Source organism: Yersinia sp. Marseille-Q3913, assembly GCF_963892745.1.
GTDB classification, from domain to species: domain Bacteria; phylum Pseudomonadota; class Gammaproteobacteria; order Enterobacterales; family Enterobacteriaceae; genus Yersinia; species Yersinia bercovieri.
Window position 1 is genome coordinate 204267 of the sequence record NZ_CAWQAF010000011.1, and the last position, 18281, is coordinate 222547.

Below are 18281 nucleotides of genomic sequence, written 5' to 3' on the forward strand. Positions count from 1 at the left end.
ATTGAGCGATTTTGTCTTATGATTACAAATCATAATCGAAACAATAATGACTACCATTCATTTTATGGCGTGATAAATTACGTCCCAGCATCGTCAAACAGAGAGAGAAATGCCGTGATATCCCGATACATACCACCAATTTCACCAAAAACAGCTCGTTTTGTTCTCCTCCTGCTCAGTTTTCTGGCTCTCACTTTCGGATTATCTGGTTGCAAACCTGCGCAAGATGCCGAGACATCAGCGCCAGCGAAAGATACGCCAGCCTGGTCCCGAACGGTGGAGACAGCAAAAGGCCCGGTCACATTGACCTCACAGCCGCAGCGTATTGTCTCCACCAGCATCACCATCACCGGCACTTTACTGGCGATCAATGCCCCGGTTATTGCTACCGGAGCGACTGCCCCCAATACCACTGTCGCGGATAATCAAGGGTTCTTTATCCAGTGGTCAGATGTTGCACAGGCTAAAAAACTGGTGCCACTGTATCAAACCGAGCCAAATGCCGAAGCTGTCGCCGGCATGAACCCAGACTTAATTATCATTTCCGCTACAGGTGGCGATTCCGCGCTGAAGTTGTATGAGCAGTTATCCACTATCGCGCCAACATTAGTGATTAATTATGATGATAAGAGCTGGCAGGAGTTAGCCATGGTTCTGGGACATGCCACTGGGCATGAGTCAGACGCAACACAAGTGATTGATAATTTTGCCAATCGGCTTAATGAGGTGAAGCAGAATATCACCCTGCCACCACAACCCACCTCCGCTTTTGTCTATCAAGCGGCGGGCAGCACCGCTAATTTATGGACTGAAAACTCAGCGCAGGGGAAGTTATTACAGCAATTAGGCTTCACGCTGGCGACTATTCCTGATGCCGTAAAAGGCAACACCAGCATGGGACATCGCAAGGATATCATTCAGTTAGGTGGTGAGAAGCTGGCCGAGGGGTTAAGTGGGGAGACGATTTTACTGTTCTCCGGCGATCAACTTTCAGTTGATGCATTGAAAAGTAATCAGTTTTTAGCGCACATCCCAGCGATTGAGCACAACCGTGTTTATGCGGTGGGTTATGATACTTTCCGGCTGGACTATTATAGTGCGAGTCATTTGTTGGCGCGGATTGAGGGGATGTTTAAGGAGTAAAGGGGGAAATCGAACCAGGTTTCGGTTGATATTCGTTTGGTGATTGAGGTTGAGATTGAGGTTGAGGTTGAGATTGAGATTGGATCTGGTTTCGGTTGATAGTCGTTCAGTGATCACCTGACCCTCGCCGCCTCAACCGAGTCGGGCCGCAGGGCGGCGGCCCAACACCCGCGCCTGGCGCGAAATATTGCCCTGCGGGTAAACCTCCCACGTCTTTCGGGCTGACGAGCCAGCGCGATTCGCATCCCTGCTCAAGCGCGCTTTTCGCGGGCGTCCTGCCCGCTCACTCTACCCTCCATCCTCGTCGGCAATATTCCTGATTGCGCTCAAGGTTAAAAGCACATTTGAGCTGCCGAGTGAAGAGTGGAGTCAGGGAAATCCGCCATGGACGGCGGATTTAGGCGTCATGAGCAGGGATGCGAATAAAGCCGTCCCGCCAGCGAAAGGATGAGTCGAGGGAACCTGCGAAGCAGGCAAGCGATACGTGCGTTAGCGCAGGGGTTCCAAGGGGGTTACGCGCTTGTAACCCCTTTGGCGGTTGGAGCATCGGAGGCAAGGTGAACACTGAAGCTTTAACAACCGAACCGATCACCAAACTGTACCAAACTGAATTGTAATAAATCCCCCTGCCCTCCCACCATAACTCGTGCTAACATAATCCCAGCAAATAATAATGATAATCAAATCGATAACAATAATCATTTGTTAAAAAAGAGTAACAATGCCAGCTGCTTATTCCTCAGATCAATTGTCAACAACAGCGCTGAAATCAGCCCCCATTCCAAGGATGCAAACGCAGCGCCGGCGCGCCCTGTTACTGCTTCTCAGCCTCCTTATATTGATGCTGGTGATGGCAGCCAGCCTGATGTTCGGGGCCAAAGGGATCCCCTTATCCGTGGTGTGGCAAAGCCTGCTCGGTGAGAGCCACAATGCCGATAGCATTTTGATATTAGAATCACGCCTGCCGCGAACCCTAATTGGGGTTCTCGCGGGTGCTGCGTTGGGGCTATCGGGTGCGGTGATCCAAGCCCTGACCCGTAACCCGCTGGCTGATCCCGGTATTCTCGGGGTGAATGCGGGAGCCAGTTTTGCTGTGGTCATCGGTATCGTCGTGTTTGGCGTACACGCCATTTACGGCTATATGATCTCTGCATTTATCGGCACCTTGATCACCACTCTGGTGGTCTACTGGGTCGGCGCAATGGGCGGCGGGCGGGTGGATCCTCTGCGCCTGACACTCTCTGGCGTCGCCATTGGTGCGGTATTAACCGGCATCACTTCCGGTATCTCGCTGACCCATCCACAGGTTTACGATAGTGTCCGCTTCTGGCAAGCCGGTTCGCTGGATATCCGTAATATGTCGGTGGTGATAGCCGTCGCCCCAGTCATTGTGCTCGGTTGCCTCATTGCCCTGCTACTGGCGCGGTCGCTAAATGCCATACATATGGGGCAAGATCTGGCAGCAGCGATGGGTGCGCGTATTGCCCACACCCAATTTTGGGCGGTGATCACCATCACCCTATTATGTGGTGCCGCGACCGCCGCCGTTGGCCCTATCGCCTTTGTTGGCCTGATGGTGCCACATATTGCGCGCTGGATTGTCGGGCCAAATCAGGCCTGGATTTTGCCATTTACGCTGGTAATAACACCTATTCTGCTATTGGTGTCCGACATTATTGGGCGTTTTTTGGTGCCGGGCGAATTGCGGGTTTCCATCGTGACCGCATTTATTGGTGCGCCCCTACTGATCTGGCTGGTACGACGTAACAAAAGGATGACCACACTATGAAGCCCGCCACACCCACGTGGCTATTGGGCCGCCCTGATGGCCCAATAAACTTACGTCTCCGGTCACGCAGTTTGATGGTGGGTGGCCTGCTATTACTGGCTTGCTTACTGAGTACGCTGCTGGCATTAATGGCCGGCACGCTGTCGTTATCCCCTGAGCAGGTGGTGAATGCCTTGCTCGGAAATAGCCATGGCACCGTGGATATTATCGTCAATCAATGGCGCTTACCCCGTGCCGTGATGGCGCTGATTTTCGGGGCGGCGCTAGGTGTCAGTGGCGCGATATTTCAATCATTAGTGCGCAACCCACTAGGTAGCCCAGATGTCATCGGTTTCAATGTGGGAGCCTATACCGGCGCACTGGTCGCCATCACGTTATTTAATGGCAGCTATTTTGAGATTGCCAGCAGCGCACTGGTGGGGGGATTACTCTGCGCCATTGCGGTCTATTTACTGGCATATCGGCAAGGGATCCAGGGCTTTAGGCTGATTATTGTCGGCATTGCCATGGGTGCAATGCTAACGGCATTCAATACCTGGCTGACGATCACCGCGTCGCTGGAGTCCGCCATGACCGCCGCTGCCTGGGGGGCCGGTTCACTCAATGGCCTGACTTGGGCGAAAAGTCTGCCTTCGGTGCTGTTTATCACTATCGCCATGCTGGTTGCGATACTACTTAGCCGCCGTATGCCGTTACTGGAAATGGGTGATGATGCCGCGGGTGCCTTGGGTGTGCCAGTGGAGAGAACGCGCCTGAGTTTGATGGCGATTGGGGTAATTCTGATGGCTGCCGTCACCGCCGCCGCTGGGCCAATATCCTTTATTGCCTTAGCCGCGCCACAAATTGCACGGCGTCTGGCGGGAACATCGTCAGTGACCTTAACCGCCTCGGCGTTGATGGGGGCGTTGCTGTTGATTGCCGCGGATCTTTGCGCCCAACACCTGTTTTTACCCAATCAACTGCCCGTCGGTGTTATCACTATCAGCATTGGCGGGCTGTATCTTATTTGGCTTTTAATCCGGGAGTCCGGGCGATCATGACTATTGTTAACCCAGCGAGCAGCACCCCCCGTTTACAGGCGGATGCCCTGACACTGGGCTATGACGGCAAGGTAATCAGCCAAAATTTGAGTGTCGCCATTCCTGACGGTGAGTTTACGGTGATTGTCGGCCCCAATGCCTGTGGCAAATCGACGTTATTGCGCGCATTGAGCCGTTTGCTGAAACCACAGGCGGGTCAGGTGATTTTAGATGGCAAAAATATCGCCAGCCTTGATACTCGCCACGTCGCCCGTCATTTGGGCTTATTGCCGCAAAGCTCGCAAGCACCGGACGGTATCAGCGTATTGGATCTGGTGGCGCGGGGCCGCTATCCCCATCAGAAGCTATTACAGCAGTGGACACAGGCCGATAAGCGGGCAGTCAGTGATGCGATGCAGGCCACTGGCGTCAGTGAACTGGCTGACAGGTCAGTCGATGCCTTATCTGGCGGGCAGCGCCAGCGAGTCTGGATCGCCATGGTGCTGGCGCAGCAAACACCGCTGCTACTGTTGGATGAGCCAACTACCTATTTGGATATCGCCCATCAGATTGATTTGCTTGAGTTATTCAGCCACCTGAATCAGCATCATAACCACACGCTGGTTGCTGTCTTGCATGATCTCAACCACGCCTGCCGTTACGCCAGCCACATTATCGCTATGCGCGACGGGCAGATAGTGACGCAAGGTAAACCGCGCGAGGTGATTACCGCCCAATTGGTGGAGCAGGTGTTTGGTATGCCGTGTCTGATTATTGATGATCCGGTGTCGGGGACGCCGTTGGTGATCCCGAGGGGGAGATTTAGGGTTTAGGTTAATTTTAAGCTTAAGTTAGATCGGATCAGGTTTCGGTTGATATTCGTTCAGTGATGACCTGATCTCCGCAGCCTCAACCGAGTCGGGCCGCAGGGCGGCGGCCCAACACCCGCGCCTGGCGCGAAATATTGCCCTGCGGGTAAACCTCCCACGTCTTTCGGGCTGACGAGCCAGCGCGATGGGCATCCCTGCCCAAGCGCGCTTTTCGCGGCCGTCCATGGCCGCTCACTCTACCCTCCATCCTCGTCGGCAATATTCCTGATTGCGCTCAAGATCAAAAACCCTGTTTTTAGGTTTTGAAGTTAAAAGTACATTTGAGCTGCCGAGTGAAGAGTGAAGGCAAGGAAAACGGGCAGGACGCCCGTTTTAGGCGTCACGCGGAGGGACCCGCGTAAAGCCGTCCGTCAGCCGAAACGATGATTGAGGGAACCTGCGAAGCAGGCAAGCGATACGTGCGCTAGCGCAGGGGTTCCAAGGGGGTTACGCGCTTGTAACCCCTTTGGCGGTTGGTTCATCGGTGGGTGGCTGGGCACTGAAGCTTTAACAACCGAACCTACCACTAACTGAATATCAACCGAAACCAGATCCGAACTAATCATCAATCATCAATCATCAACCACACCAAACCCTGATCCCAGCAATCGCCCTAATCCCTCAATCAACCCCCCTCGCCAACACAGTGAATCATGCCCGCCGCAATAAACCCGATACTGTAATCGATGCCCCGCGCGACCTAGCGCCGCACTCATCACTTCATTGACCTGATAAATCACATCCTCGTGGCGGCCTGCTTCCATAAATATATTCAATGAGTGGTTAGCCCCCAGCCCTTGCAACACCTGTTCAGTCAACCAGCCCTGACGCTCGACCGTACCAGCGGTTAATACCTTAAGATTGTCGACCTCCGGCCACCAGAAGGAACCCGATTGGCTCAGCACACAGCCAAAACGCTGTGGCCAGTGTAATCCGGCATACAACGATGCCAGGCCGCCAAAACTTTGCCCCGCTACCACGGTGCGAGAGGCTTGCTCAGTAAAGGGTTGCAGCAAAGCTATTTGCGGTAATAGTTCCGTTTGCAGCGCCTGCCAGAAATCCTGATTGCAGGGCAGTTCCCGTGAACGATGCTCTTGGTCAATAATGTCGATCAACACATACACAGTGGCAGGAAGATGGCCCGCAGCGGTTTCACTATCCAGCACGCCAAATACCGGCTGTCTCTCCGCCCAATACTGACCATCCAGCAAGATAGCCAGTGGCCGCTCGGCCAGATCTCCAGCACCGCGCGTAGAGTAAATCCACACTTTGCGACTGTTGCCTAATAATGGGCTGTCCCAAGTGATCAGTTGCAGCCGTTGCCGATCGGGCGGGAGCTGTTGGCCTCCATCAATGGGGTGCCAGGCAGTCTGCGGCAAAGCATCGGCTAAATGGATCGCCGAGAGCGGCTTCCCCCGATAACTGGCATGAGCGGCAGTGTGGTTTAGCGGATCGTTTTCCGCCAAATCCATTAATGAGATCCACCAATTGCGCTGTGCCAAACGCCGCTCCTGCGGGCTGCCTTCCGGCAAATGCAAACGCTGCTCGCCAGTGACGGGAATAAAGCAGTAACTGCCGCGAAAATCAGACTCCACCTCCGCCTGCCAATACCAGACATCGGTCTGACCCAACCGCTGGAGGGTTTCAGGATCCACACTGTGGTGATCGGTTACACCGTTGACGTCGATATAAACCCGGCTAACCACAGAGTCGCGCACCTTGCCCTGCCGGTCACGCCAGAGAAATGTCAGCTCTACTTTACCCGCGCCCAGCGGTTCAGCCAGTGGCGTACCCCACTGTGCAATCTGCTGCCACCAGCCGTCACTGCCGGCCAAAGGTGAGTGTAACAACTGTTGACTATCTGGATATGGGTTCTCCACACTCACGAGCTATCCTCTTTTAGTAGGCTCAGGATACTTAAGGATTTAATTCAAATAATATTGAGAATTATTATTATTTGCAATAATGTGATGACAATTGATTAAAGAAGAGTAAATTTTTGCCCCGACTCACGCCATTTTTGCCCCGCGATTGAAAAAAAACAGAATAAATTCAGCATACTAACCTTTATGTAACCTTTCCCTTCAATCAGCGTAACCGGACAAAACCATTCTAAAAACAGGGGGATAGTCCTATACTCGCTGGCAGCAGGATTTCATTCCGCCACTTATTCAGGTTAAAAATGCCAGTATTCATGGGAATATCACAGCTTATGCATCGGATGCGCGCCAGTCAAAAGCGCATGTGCGGTATGCTGCTGATTGCCTGCTGGTTGATCCTCAATGCACAATTGGCGGTTGCTGGCCATCAATGTGATATCACGCCTGCCGCCTCGCCAGTATTTACTCAGCACCAAGGCCATTTGCAGAGCCAGATGCATGACATGCCATCGATGATGAATATGTCCCATGGTCAGGCGCAAAACGTCCTGTGCGAAAAGCACTGCATCCCTGACTCCGTGCAGTCTGACAGCGGTATGCTGGTGCTGGCAGCCCTGCCGACCCATACCGAATTAGTGCTGGCGGATGTGCAGCAAAACCCGCGCATCCACCGCCTTGACTGGCAGACTCCCCCCATTGTTGGCCCCCCCACCGAAATCGTTTTCTGCCGATTTAGAGAGTAACTCCAGACCTAGCTGATCGCATTTTTCAGGCCGCCTTAGTGCGGTGCGTTGCGCTTATTTTATGTTTTGGAGTTATTCCTATGAGTTTCTTATCTAATGCCCTCTCCGCGGCTGCGGCTGTTGTACTTTCTGCTGTGACTCTGTTCTCTGCCCCCCTGTTCGCCGCGACTCAATCAATGGCAGACAGTATGCCGATGTCCCACGAACATGGGGCGATGATGGCGGATAGTGCCGCCAATGACGCCGATAATTACCACTCGCGCGGGCAGATTAAAGCCTGGAGTGCCACCGGTGTCTCCATTGCCCACACCGCCATTCCGGCACTGAACTGGCCACCAATGACCATGAGCTTCGACCTCCCCGAAAATTGGGTCGCGGCCCCCTTACCGGTCGGCACGCCAGTGACATTCAGCTTTCGCCAAACCCCTCAGGGCTATCAGTTGACCACCATTTCAGCGCAGCAGCCGTAAGGCGGGAGTCACCATGAACTCATCACTTAATCACCCGCCACAGGGGCGGCCCACGGCTGCATGGCGTTTAGGATGTGTCAGTTGGTTGATGGCAGCGGCGTTCACTCTGCCCGCAGTGAGCCACGCGGCAGACATCACGCTGGAACAGGCACTCACCTCCGCTGAGCGCTATTCGGCTGAGCTGTCTGCTAACCAGCATCAGGTTAATGCGCTGGAGAATATGGCCAGTTCCGCCACCCAATTACCTGATCCCAAACTGAAATTCGGCATTGAAAACCTGCCAGTCGGCGGCAGCAATGCCCGCCGCTTTACCCGTGAGGGCATGACCATGCAGCGCGTCGGCATCATGCAGGACTATATCAGCAGCGATAAGCGGCAAAGAAAGGCCGATACCCTCAGTGCCGAAGCACGTAAAACCGCCGCGGGTAGTGAAACCATCCGCACCCGGCTGCAGAAAGAGGCCGCGCAGGCGTGGTTGGATCTGGCCTTAACTGAGCAGGCGGTCAGCGATGCCAAAGTGTTGGTGCAGGAGAGCGAAAAACAGGTGGCGCTGCAACGGGCAGGAGTTGCCAGCGGTGGCGCACTACCCAGCAGTGTGCTTGATGCCCGCCTGACCCTCTCGTCGATGCAGGACAGATTAACCACCGCCTTGCGGGATGTCGCCCTGGCTCAAACCCAACTGACCCAGTTGACCGGCATTGAGGTCAATCACATCAGCGGCCCCTTGCCCCATTTCACCCGCCTGCCTGCCGAGATAACTGTGTTGCGCGAGGCCATCAACCAACACCCGGAGGTGTTGCTCGCCAGCCGTGAGGCGGATGTTGCCAAAGCCCGCTCGGCGCAATCGGCTATTGCCGCCACCCCCGATATTGGGATTGAAGTCTATTACGCCAAACGGGCGGACGAATATGAGGATATGGCGGGCGTGATGGTGACCGTCGATCTGCCGCTGTTCCGCTCACAACGACAGGACAAAGATTACGCCGCCGACCTCTCGCGCTCCATGGAAGCCAATGACCAACTGACCTTACTGACCCGCGATCATCGGGCGCAGCTCGACACACTATTGGCGCAGTATCAGGCCAGTCAGCAGTTATGGCACCGGCAAACAGATGAGGTATTACCGCTGCAAAAACAACGGGTTAATTTGGTGATGGCACAATATCAGGCCAATAAAAGTGATTTGAGCAGTGTGCTGGAAGCACGGCGCGCCCTGCTCGACAGTCAACTCAATGCCAGCAACGCTGCCAGAGAGTTAGCCCGCACCTGGGCTGCCATCCGTTATCTGACCCCGCAGGAGAGCGCGCAATGAAAAAGCAATTGAGTTTAACCCTGGTGGCGGTCGCGGTGATCAGTGGCCTTGCCGGTTATCTGTTAGGGCAACCGCCGTCAACCGCCCCGGCAGCGGCTGCAACCCACGCCGATGCGACGGCAGAAAATAGCCGCACCGTGCTCTATTGGTACGATCCAATGTCACCCGGTCAACGCTTTGATAAACCGGGTAAATCGCCTTTTATGGATATGGACCTGGTGCCGCGTTATGCCGGTGAAACCAGTGACGATGGCGGCGTGACCATCAGTGCGCGCCAACAGCAGAATCTGGGGGTCCGCACCGCGCCAGCAGAGATGCGCTCGCTCAACTCTCGCCTGCAGGGTTACGGCACAGTCGCCACCGATGAACGTAGCCTGCAAGTGATCGCCGCGCGAGCTAACGGCATCATTGAGCAGTTGTATGTGCGCGCCAATCAGCAGCCGGTCACTAAAAACCAGCCATTAGCTCAACTCTGGGTGCCCGATTGGAGTGCCGCTCAGCAGGAGTATCTGACGATCCGCACCCTGGGCGATAGCCAACTGACCGCCGCCGCCCGCCAGCGGCTACAGCTGCAATTTATGCCCGAAGAGGTGATTCGCAGCGTGGAGAGAAGTGGTCAGCCGCAAACACGAGTGACATTGCGCTCCCCCTCGGATGGCTATGTGAATAAGCTGGATATCCGTGTCGGTTCGCAAGTCACCGCGACACAATCGCTGTTCGAGCTGGCGAGTCTTGATCCGGTATGGATCGTCGTCGATTATCCGCAATCACAAGCCAGTTTGCTCACTCTCGGCAGTGCAATTGCGGCTACCACCGCCAGCTGGCCGGGTGAGACTTTCCACGGCAAAGTCAGCGAGTTACTGCCCAATATGGATCTTGCCACCCGCACCCTCAAGGCGCGAGTGGTGCTGGAAAATCCGCAGCAGAAGCTCAAACCGGGTATGTACCTGAGTGTGCAATCGGCATCAGCAGATAAACTGCAACCGGTGCTGGCGATCCCGCAGGAGGCCTTGCTGATGAGCAGCAACCGCAACACCGTGCTACTGGCACAAGGGGAGGGTCACTTTAAGCCAGTCGAGGTGAGTGCGGGGCAAACTCAGGATGGCTGGGTAGAGATCAAATCCGGGCTGAATGTGGGTCAGTTAGTGGTCACCTCAGGTCAATTCCTGATTGATTCGGAAGCTAGCCTGCAAAGCGCCCTGCCGCAAATGGATGACACACCGGAAACCATCACGCCGCCAGTGAGTACGGCCGGTAACCCAGTTGATATCTACTCGGTACAGGGGGAGGTCCAGGCTATCAACGGACAGAGCATCACCCTATCTCACGGCCCGATAGCCGCGCTGAAATGGGGGGCTATGACCATGGATTTCCTGCTGCCTGCGGGCAAGTTAGCGCCGGAAATCTTGGTGGGGAGCCAGGTTAATTTCACCTTTATCCTCAGCGAACAAGGGGCGCAGATCCGCCAGATCCAGCCGGCGAAATCAAATAGCAGTGCCGATATCCATGGAGGCCACTTATGATTGCCGCCATTATCCGCTGGTCACTGCGCAACCGCCTGCTGGTGCTACTCGGCGCGCTGATGATGGCCGCGTGGGGAGTCTGGTCACTGCAACAGACCCCGCTCGATGCCCTGCCGGATCTCTCTGATACGCAAGTAATTATCCGCGTCAGTTACCCCGGCAAAGCGCCGCAAGTGGTGGAGGATCAAGTCACTTATCCGCTCACCACCACCATGCTCTCGGTGCCTGGTGCCAAAACCGTGCGCGGTTTCTCGATGTTCGGCGATGCCTATGTCTACGTGATATTTGACGATGGCACTGATCCCTACTGGGCGCGCTCACGGGTGCTGGAGTATCTCAGCCAGGTGCAATCTACCCTGCCTGCCGAGGCCAAAGCCTCACTGGGGCCGGATGCCACCGGCGTCGGCTGGATTTATGAATACGCCTTAATCGACAGAAGTGGCAAACACAGTTTGGCAGATCTGCGCGCATTGCAGGATTGGACGCTGAAATTTGAGCTGAAAACCGTGCCGAACGTCTCGGAAGTGGCCAGCGTCGGCGGGATGGTGCGCCAGTATCAAGTGGTGCTCGATCCCGAACGGATGCGCGCGCTGAATCTCTCCCATCAACAAATTGCCAACGCCATTACCGACAGCAATCAGGAGGGCGGCGGCTCAGTGCTGGAGATGGGAGCCGCCGAATATATGGTGCGAGCCAGCGGTTACCTGAAAACGCCAGATGATTTCAGGAATATCGTGATCACCGCCCGTGATGGCATCCCTATTTTACTCTCCGATGTCGCCAGCGTGCGCATGGGGCCAGAGATGCGCCGTGGTGTAGCGGAGCTGAATGGTGAAGGGGAGGTCGCCGGCGGCATCATCGTGATGCGCTACGGCAAAAATGCGCTGGAAACTATCAATGGCGTGAAAGAGAAGCTGCAACAGATTCAGCGCAGCTTGCCTGCTGGGGTGGAGATCGTGCCGGTTTATGACCGATCGCAACTGATTACCCAAGCCATCGACAGCCTGTCATTTAAGCTATTGGAGGAGTTTTTAGTCGTCGCGGTCATCTGCTCACTGTTCCTGTTCCACTTCCGCTCAGCACTGGTGGCGATCATCACCCTACCGCTGGGGATCCTCGGTGCCTTTATCGTGATGCACTATCAGGGGGTCAATGCCAATATCATGTCGCTCGGCGGCATTGCCATTGCAATCGGGGCCATGGTAGATGCGGCGATCGTCATGATTGAGAACATGCACAAAGTACTGGAGCAGTGGCGGCGGAGTAACCCCGGACAAACGCCCGCCAGCCAGGACTATTGGCGCATATCAGAGCAGGCAGCCATTGAAGTCGGCCCGGCTCTATTTTGCAGCTTATTAATCATCACCTTATCCTTTATCCCGGTCTTTACCTTACAGGCGCAGGAGGGGCGAATGTTCTCCCCATTGGCCTTTACCAAAACCTACGCCATGGCGGTTTCGGCCGGTTTAGCCATCACCCTGGTTCCGGTATTAATGGGCTATTTTATTCGCGGCAAGATCCCCGATGAGAGTGCCAACCCGATTAACCGCGCCCTGATTGCAATCTATCATCCGGTGCTCACCGCCGTGTTGGTGCGGCCTAAAACCACCTTGGCGATCGCAGGTATGTTACTGCTGGCAACCCTCTACCCCCTCAGTCGCTTAGGCAGCGAATTTATGCCCGCGTTGGATGAAGGCGATTTGCTGTATATGCCCTCCACCCTGCCGGGGATCTCGGTGCGGGAAGCCAGCCACTTACTGCAACAGACCGATCGTTTGATCAAAACGGTGCCGGAAGTGGCGACAGTATTTGGTAAAGCCGGGCGGGCCGAGACAGCTACCGACCCCGCGCCGCTCACCATGATCGAAACCACCATCCGCTTTAAGCCAAAGGATCAATGGCGGCCCGGAATGACCATGGATAAGTTGATCGAGGAGCTGGACGCCACTGTCAATGTCCCCGGCATTGCCAATCTGTGGGTTCCGCCGATCCGCAACCGCCTGGATATGCTCTCCACCGGCATCAAAAGCCCGGTCGGGATCAAAGTTAACGGCAAAAATGTGCAACAAATCGAGCAGGTCGCACAGCAAATTGAGCAGGTGGTGCGCAAGGTGCCCGGTGTCACTTCAGCGCTGTCTGAGCGGCTGGCGGGTGGCCGCTATGTGGATATCAATATCGATCGCCAACGGGCGGCCCGCTATGGGGTGTCAGTCAAAGAGCTGCAATCACTGGTAGCAACGGTTATCGGCGGGCAAAACATCGGCGAAACCATTGAGGGGCGCGAGCGCTACCCCATCAATCTGCGCTATCCACGGGAAATTCGCGATTCACTGCAAAAACTGCGTGATTTACCGGTGGTGACGGCCAGTGGTGGGCAAGTGGCGCTCTCTGAACTAGCCGATATTAAGGTAACCGAAGGCCCACCGATGCTGAAAAGTGAAAACGCGCGCTTATCCGACTGGGTGTATGTCGACCTGCGCGGACGAGATTTGAAATCAGCGGTCACCGAGATGCAACAGGCGGTGGCACAACAAGTGAAGCTGCCAGAAGGGGTATCACTCGGTTGGTCCGGGCAATTTGAATATCTGGAACGGGCGACAGCAAAACTGAAAATTGTGCTGCCTGTCACCCTGATGATCATTTTCGTGCTGCTCTATGTCACCTTCAGCAGTGTGCGCGATGCCGCACTGATCATGGCCACCCTGCCCTTTGCGCTGATTGGTGGCGTCTGGCTACTGTATGGGCTGGGATATAACTTTTCCGTTGCCGCCGCGGTAGGATTTATCGCACTGGCGGGAGTCGCGGCAGAATTTGGTGTCATCATGGTGCTCTATCTCAACCAGGCCGTGAAAACGCACCAACAACCCGGCATTGCCATGACCGCCAGCCAGATGAGCGCGGCGATCCACGAGGGCGCAGTTCTGCGAGTGCGACCAAAAGCCATGACTGTTGCTACCATCATGGCGGGCCTGCTACCAATCATGTGGGGCGGCGGCAGCGGCTCGGAAGTGATGCAGCGAATTGCCGCACCGATGATAGGCGGAATGGTCAGTGCACCACTACTTTCGATGCTAGTTATTCCAGCGGTCTATATGCTGCTGCATAAAAAAGGTAACGAAACACCGTAAAGCGGCAATAATAATCACCCTAGCCCTAACTCTTGCCTCAGAGGACTTAGGGCACTCTCAGTTACTGTCATATCACTTCTCAGCACAACTGATATAACCGAAAAGAAATTAATCCAGTCAATGCCAATCCCCCTCTTCATTTAACGCCCACATAAGGTCTAAATCAGACCTTGGCAGCGAAAGCCCCTCTTCTCTATTGGTATCTCATAAAAAACAAATATTATATTTTAAGGTATAAAAGAAAAATAGCGCGGCAGAAATAGAGAAGAATCATCGGGTAACTGTAACTTCATTAAAAATGAAATTACATAAAATATAATATAATAGAAAAACAATAAGAAAAGGAAATAATAAATAATAAATTTTAGGCTAACAATGCTCATCACAGACTTGTTAATAATAATTAACTCGTGCAAGAATATGCCGGGTAAACATTAGAATTGTTGAGATTTAGAATAAATCAGCCACACAACATCTTAATGCTCTTACTACTATCATTAGATCGCAACAGAAACAGTAAAAACACTAAAATAATAAGCGTAACCCTTATAAAGGATAGGTGGCCGTCAATATGGAGACAAATCAGATTGTGTTTAAATTAGAAGAGACAGTGCTATTCTCCCCTGCACAACGCTGCTTAAATGGTCCCAATGGGACAATTGCGATATTAACTGAAAATAATATTAGGTTTTTAAAACTATTACTCAGCGGCGTGACTGAAAAAGAGCAGATCATTAATCAGGTGTGGAAAGAACAGCGAGGCGCGGTCAGCGAAAGCAGCTACTACGGGCAACTCTATATGTTGCGCAAAGCATTTGTTCAAGTCGGGCTGAAAGAGTCGCTGATCCATACTATTCCACGCAAAGGTGTGCGCTATATAGGTACAGTCAACCAAATTACCCTCTCTAATGAGGCGACTGAACAGCCGCAGCAGAGTGAAACCAGCATCACGACCACAGCAGAACCCACACCAGTAGCGCTCTCCTCATCTATGACAAGTGTGGTTGCGCAAGTTGCGCTACCGCCTGCTAAACCGGGATTTTTACAAAGCTATCGTTGGAAGAAATTAATCTCTCTATTGGCATTCTTCTCTTTCTGCTGGCTCTCATTTCTCTCAATCTTAGTCGTGATTATCATATTTCATGGCGATAACCTACATCCTTAATACTATTAATTAGATGAGAATGATTTAAAAAGAGTAAATGATAATGATAAAAAGGTATTGGTGAAAAAAAAACAGTTAAATAGCTACCACTACGAACGAGACGAATATAAACACATCGATTCGAACAGTAGTCAAACACCCAGTCAATCTAGTTAAGTATCTACTTAGTATAAAATAACGGGGAATTTTCCCCATCACTTAAAAACTTAAAAGGAAAACGAATATGATGAACTTAATGACTAAAGGCTATATCGCAGCTCAACTGAAAACCGAAGAATTTATGAAAAACAACCGAGGTTCTATTGTTGAGTACGTCATGGTTATTGCATTAGCGGCTACGTTTATTGTGTTAGTAAAAAAAGATTTGAGCCCTGCGATCGAAGGGATGGTCACGACAGTCAAAGGGATGATCAATCCAGCAGTACCAGAAGTACCAGTAGTAAAATAACAAAAAATATTTAATTAAATATGGCAGCCTAAAGCTGCCATATCACCCATATATATTAGGAGTGGTTTTGGATATATTCAACGTATCATTAATCATCCTATTAATGTTACAACTACTGCTAGTTTGCTATAGTGATATTCGTCAGCGTATCATTAGCAATAGATTTGTTATTACTATTGCAATCAATGCATTAGCTTTTGGTCTCATCCAATACAATGCAATTAACATTATTATTCCACTGTTTACACTAGTGACGGGCTATATCCTCTTTCATTGCAAACTGATTGGAGGTGGTGATGTAAAGTTAATCACCGTATTACTGTTCGCTTTAAGCGCAGGGCAATCGCTGAATTTCATTCTCTATACAGCCATCATGGGTGGAGTTGTGATGATAATAGGTCTGCTGATCAACCGTACTGATATTCAACAACGAGGTGTTCCTTATGCTGTTGCCATTACTGGTGGTTTTTTATTATCTCTATTTACCTAAAAGCAGAGTATTTATCCCATATAAATACAGAGGTTATCAATGATGAACCGCAAGCTTCTCATACTATTTTCACTTGTAGTTGTGGCAATAGGTGCAACAGGCATACTGGCCAATAGCGAAAATGGTAGCAATACGCTCACTAACTTAGTCGAAACTGAAAAAAATAAAAACGTTAACATTGTGCTGGCACAATCAACACGTGATCTCCCTTCAGGCGTAATCTTAACTAAAGATGACTATGCGCTAAAAACAGTGATAGTACCTGAATCCAGTGAATTGGTAAAAAATGGTATATCAAGCCTCGAAAGCATTAAAAGTCATTTGTTGAAAACAAATGTTCTTGCGGGATCTTATATTACTAACGACATGTTAGTTTCACCCGACAGTAATGAATTTAATCACCTGAGCTTACAAAAAGGTGAGGTTAATTATAAGTTTGATGTAAAGCAGCAGGACAAGTATTTACTTGACTCCTTAAGTGTCGGCGATACGCTTTCCTTCCAATTGAGAACATTTGAGACAGATTTAAGAAAAGGAGTGGACAATGGTGTTGCAATTAACACCCAAGAGATGAATGACAGAAAAAAACAGAACTACTTATTAACCGAAATTATCCCCAACATGAGAGTAATAAAAATAAAAAAGAAATCAGACAAAGAATTATCAGAAGAAAACAGTAAAAATCAAAAGACTGAAAATGTATTCGCTGGTTATATAGAGGTCACAATCAATACTGAGGATCTTGACCGGATACATTTAGCAGAAAAAGCGGGTGACATATTTCTGATGCCAAACACTAGACTCCGCGATGAAGATTATAGATCAAAAAGCTTACACGACATTTTACCCAAACTACGTACAACAAGAGAGCTAAGAGGATGAGATCAACCAGAGCAAGATATCTAAGCTGGAATATGTTTTTTTTCTTATTGATCGTCGCTACTTGTCAAACCATAGTTAACAAAGCCAATGCGAAATCAGTTTATATTTCTCCGGGTGAGTCATATATGATTAAAACGCAGGAAGAGATAGATACTGTTTTTATCTCTTCAGCAGCCATAGCTGATTATGAATTAGTCAGTAAAAATAGCGTCGTTGTTTATGCTAAAAGTGAAGGTGCTGCAGAAATTATGCTATTTGATGATAAGCACCAACTCATCACGAAGAAAACTGTCTTAGTCAATAAGGTTATTAACGCTGCAAATAAGCGAGTACTGATTGAGTATCCTGAAAGTAATATTGACATTGATAAAATAGGTGATAGCTATATCTTAACCGGGTTGGTGGAATCAGAAGAGGCAAAAGATACCATCGCCACTATTGTTGGTGAAGCCATTGGTAGCCAAAAAGAGAAACCCAGTGAAGGGCAATACCTCAGTACGCCAGATTATTCACACATAATTAATAAATTAAAACTCCCACAAGCCAATCAAGTGAATGTCAAATTAACCATTGCCGAAGTCACCAAGGATTTCACTGAAAATGTCGGGGTAGATTGGAGTACCCTGGGAGACGCGATTGGTTCTTTCCAGTTTGTTAAATTTAACGCAAAAGGCATCAGTACATTAGTCCATGCAATTAATGATGACTCGATTGCCCGTATTTTAGCGGAACCCAATCTCTCTGTATTATCCGGTGAAAGTGCATCATTCCTGGTTGGTGGTGAAATACCTATTGCGAGTTCAACAGAAAATAGCCAATCAGTGACTTATAAAGAGTTCGGTATCAAACTCGGTATTGGTGCCAAAGTAAATGAAAAAAAACGGATCCGCATTCTCTTAAATGAAGAAGTTAGCAGCATAGGTAAATCATTTAGTATGGAAGGTGGTAATTCTTATCCATCATTAAAAACACGTAAGGCAGCAACTACATTAGAGTTGGGTGATGGCGAAAGTTTTATCCTGGGTGGGCTTATCAGCAACACCGAAAGAGAATCGCTCAAAAAAATTCCGTTTATAGGTGACATACCTATATTAGGTGCACTCTTTCGTAATGCACAAACGGAACAAAGTCAAACTGAGCTGGTCGTGATCGCCACAGTAAATCTGGTAAAACCCGTTTCAAGAAAAGAGGTCGAACTACCCGATTTTATGCATACCTCAACACTCGAACGTCTCTTTAACTTTACCCATATTATGGAAATAAAAAGAGAGAAGATGGCTAAAGAATTTCTAAGCAAGGGAGGGTTTATTAAATGAAGATATTATTAATAAGTAGCACACTCTTATTGACTAGCTTATCTCAGGCCACACCAATAATTAAGCCTATAGAGAGTGACCGTTCATTTATTTTTGCAAAGAAA

At 50.8% G+C, this 18281-nt stretch carries 16 protein-coding genes; 14 read left to right on the forward strand and 2 right to left on the reverse strand.

The window, feature by feature from the left end; genetic code table 11:
* Positions 1-117: 117 nt before the first annotated feature.
* The 4 genes from fepB to AACW11_RS06000 all read left to right on the forward strand — a co-directional run bounded on the left by fepB (position 118) and on the right by AACW11_RS06000 (position 4784).
* Positions 118-1143, forward strand: coding sequence for a Fe2+-enterobactin ABC transporter substrate-binding protein (gene fepB, locus AACW11_RS05985; RefSeq protein ID WP_445285804.1), 1026 nt, complete (start codon positions 118-120; stop codon positions 1141-1143).
* Positions 1144-1864: 721 nt separating this feature from the next.
* Positions 1865-2932: a Fe(3+)-siderophore ABC transporter permease gene (gene fepD / locus AACW11_RS05990; RefSeq protein WP_212584055.1), complete on the forward strand. Its 1068-nt coding sequence runs from the start codon at positions 1865-1867 to the stop codon at positions 2930-2932.
* Positions 2929-3972 carry an iron-enterobactin ABC transporter permease gene (gene fepG / locus AACW11_RS05995; RefSeq protein ID WP_212584056.1) on the forward strand — a complete coding sequence of 348 codons (1044 nt, stop codon included), beginning with the start codon at positions 2929-2931 and terminating at the stop codon, positions 3970-3972. Before fepD ends, fepG begins: the two co-directional genes overlap by 4 nt.
* Complete coding sequence (locus AACW11_RS06000; RefSeq protein ID WP_212584057.1) at positions 3969-4784, forward strand: ABC transporter ATP-binding protein; 816 nt, start codon at positions 3969-3971, stop codon at positions 4782-4784. Before fepG ends, AACW11_RS06000 begins: the two co-directional genes overlap by 4 nt.
* 76 nt (positions 4785-4860) lie before the next feature.
* Here the strand turns inward: AACW11_RS06000 and AACW11_RS06005 are convergent, their stop codons facing one another.
* Positions 4861-5016 carry a hypothetical protein gene (locus AACW11_RS06005; protein ID WP_212584205.1) on the reverse strand — a complete coding sequence of 52 codons (156 nt, stop codon included), beginning with the start codon at positions 5014-5016 and terminating at the stop codon, positions 4861-4863.
* A gap of 376 nt (positions 5017-5392) precedes the next feature.
* Positions 5393-6706, reverse strand: coding sequence for an enterochelin esterase (fes, locus tag AACW11_RS06010; RefSeq protein WP_212584058.1), 1314 nt, complete (start codon positions 6704-6706; stop codon positions 5393-5395).
* Positions 6707-7032: 326 nt separating this feature from the next.
* On the opposite strand from fes, the gene AACW11_RS06015 reads away from it, so the two are divergent.
* The 10 genes from AACW11_RS06015 to AACW11_RS06060 all read left to right on the forward strand — a co-directional run bounded on the left by AACW11_RS06015 (position 7033) and on the right by AACW11_RS06060 (position 18177).
* Complete coding sequence (locus AACW11_RS06015) at positions 7033-7443, forward strand: hypothetical protein (RefSeq protein ID WP_212584190.1); 411 nt, start codon at positions 7033-7035, stop codon at positions 7441-7443.
* Positions 7444-7523: 80 nt separating this feature from the next.
* The gene (locus AACW11_RS06020; protein WP_212584059.1) at positions 7524-7913 is read left to right on the forward strand and encodes a copper-binding protein; all 390 of its coding nucleotides are present in this window, start codon (positions 7524-7526) and stop codon (positions 7911-7913) included.
* A 13-nt stretch (positions 7914-7926) separates the two neighbouring features.
* Positions 7927-9225 carry a TolC family protein gene (locus AACW11_RS06025; protein WP_212584060.1) on the forward strand — a complete coding sequence of 433 codons (1299 nt, stop codon included), beginning with the start codon at positions 7927-7929 and terminating at the stop codon, positions 9223-9225.
* On the forward strand, positions 9222-10748 hold the full coding sequence (locus AACW11_RS06030; protein WP_212584061.1) for an efflux RND transporter periplasmic adaptor subunit: 1527 nt from the start codon (positions 9222-9224) through the stop codon (positions 10746-10748). The genes AACW11_RS06025 and AACW11_RS06030 overlap by 4 nt, the downstream gene beginning before the upstream one ends.
* Positions 10745-13876, forward strand: coding sequence for an efflux RND transporter permease subunit (locus AACW11_RS06035; RefSeq protein WP_212584062.1), 3132 nt, complete (start codon positions 10745-10747; stop codon positions 13874-13876). Before AACW11_RS06030 ends, AACW11_RS06035 begins: the two co-directional genes overlap by 4 nt.
* Positions 13877-14447: 571 nt before the next feature.
* Positions 14448-15041, forward strand: a complete 594-nt coding sequence (locus AACW11_RS06040) for a winged helix-turn-helix domain-containing protein (protein ID WP_212584063.1) — start codon at positions 14448-14450, stop codon at positions 15039-15041.
* A 223-nt stretch (positions 15042-15264) separates the two neighbouring features.
* Positions 15265-15489 carry a pilus assembly protein gene (locus AACW11_RS06045; protein WP_212584064.1) on the forward strand — a complete coding sequence of 75 codons (225 nt, stop codon included), beginning with the start codon at positions 15265-15267 and terminating at the stop codon, positions 15487-15489.
* 67 nt (positions 15490-15556) lie between these two features.
* A complete protein-coding gene (locus AACW11_RS06050; RefSeq protein WP_212584065.1) occupies positions 15557-15979 on the forward strand; it encodes an A24 family peptidase in 423 nt (140 codons plus the stop codon).
* Between the two features lie 42 nt (positions 15980-16021).
* Positions 16022-16861, forward strand: a complete 840-nt coding sequence (locus AACW11_RS06055) for an SAF domain-containing protein (RefSeq protein WP_212584191.1) — start codon at positions 16022-16024, stop codon at positions 16859-16861.
* On the forward strand, positions 16858-18177 hold the full coding sequence (locus AACW11_RS06060) for a type II and III secretion system protein family protein (protein WP_212584066.1): 1320 nt from the start codon (positions 16858-16860) through the stop codon (positions 18175-18177). Before AACW11_RS06055 ends, AACW11_RS06060 begins: the two co-directional genes overlap by 4 nt.
* The last annotated feature ends 104 nt before the right edge of the window (positions 18178-18281 follow it).

Coding starts and splice junctions, on each gene's coding strand:
- AACW11_RS06035 (WP_212584062.1), top strand. CDS start 10,745: ATGATTGCCGCCATTATCCGCTGGTCACTGCGCAACCGCCTGCTGGTG.
- AACW11_RS06045 (WP_212584064.1), top strand. CDS start 15,265: ATGATGAACTTAATGACTAAAGGCTATATCGCAGCTCAACTGAAAACC.
- AACW11_RS06000 (WP_212584057.1), top strand. CDS start 3,969: ATGACTATTGTTAACCCAGCGAGCAGCACCCCCCGTTTACAGGCGGAT.
- AACW11_RS06015 (WP_212584190.1), top strand. CDS start 7,033: ATGCATCGGATGCGCGCCAGTCAAAAGCGCATGTGCGGTATGCTGCTG.
- AACW11_RS06060 (WP_212584066.1), top strand. CDS start 16,858: ATGAGATCAACCAGAGCAAGATATCTAAGCTGGAATATGTTTTTTTTC.
- AACW11_RS06040 (WP_212584063.1), top strand. CDS start 14,448: ATGGAGACAAATCAGATTGTGTTTAAATTAGAAGAGACAGTGCTATTC.
- fepG (WP_212584056.1), top strand. CDS start 2,929: ATGAAGCCCGCCACACCCACGTGGCTATTGGGCCGCCCTGATGGCCCA.
- fepD (WP_212584055.1), top strand. CDS start 1,865: ATGCCAGCTGCTTATTCCTCAGATCAATTGTCAACAACAGCGCTGAAA.
- AACW11_RS06030 (WP_212584061.1), top strand. CDS start 9,222: ATGAAAAAGCAATTGAGTTTAACCCTGGTGGCGGTCGCGGTGATCAGT.
- AACW11_RS06055 (WP_212584191.1), top strand. CDS start 16,022: ATGAACCGCAAGCTTCTCATACTATTTTCACTTGTAGTTGTGGCAATA.
- AACW11_RS06020 (WP_212584059.1), top strand. CDS start 7,524: ATGAGTTTCTTATCTAATGCCCTCTCCGCGGCTGCGGCTGTTGTACTT.
- AACW11_RS06025 (WP_212584060.1), top strand. CDS start 7,927: ATGAACTCATCACTTAATCACCCGCCACAGGGGCGGCCCACGGCTGCA.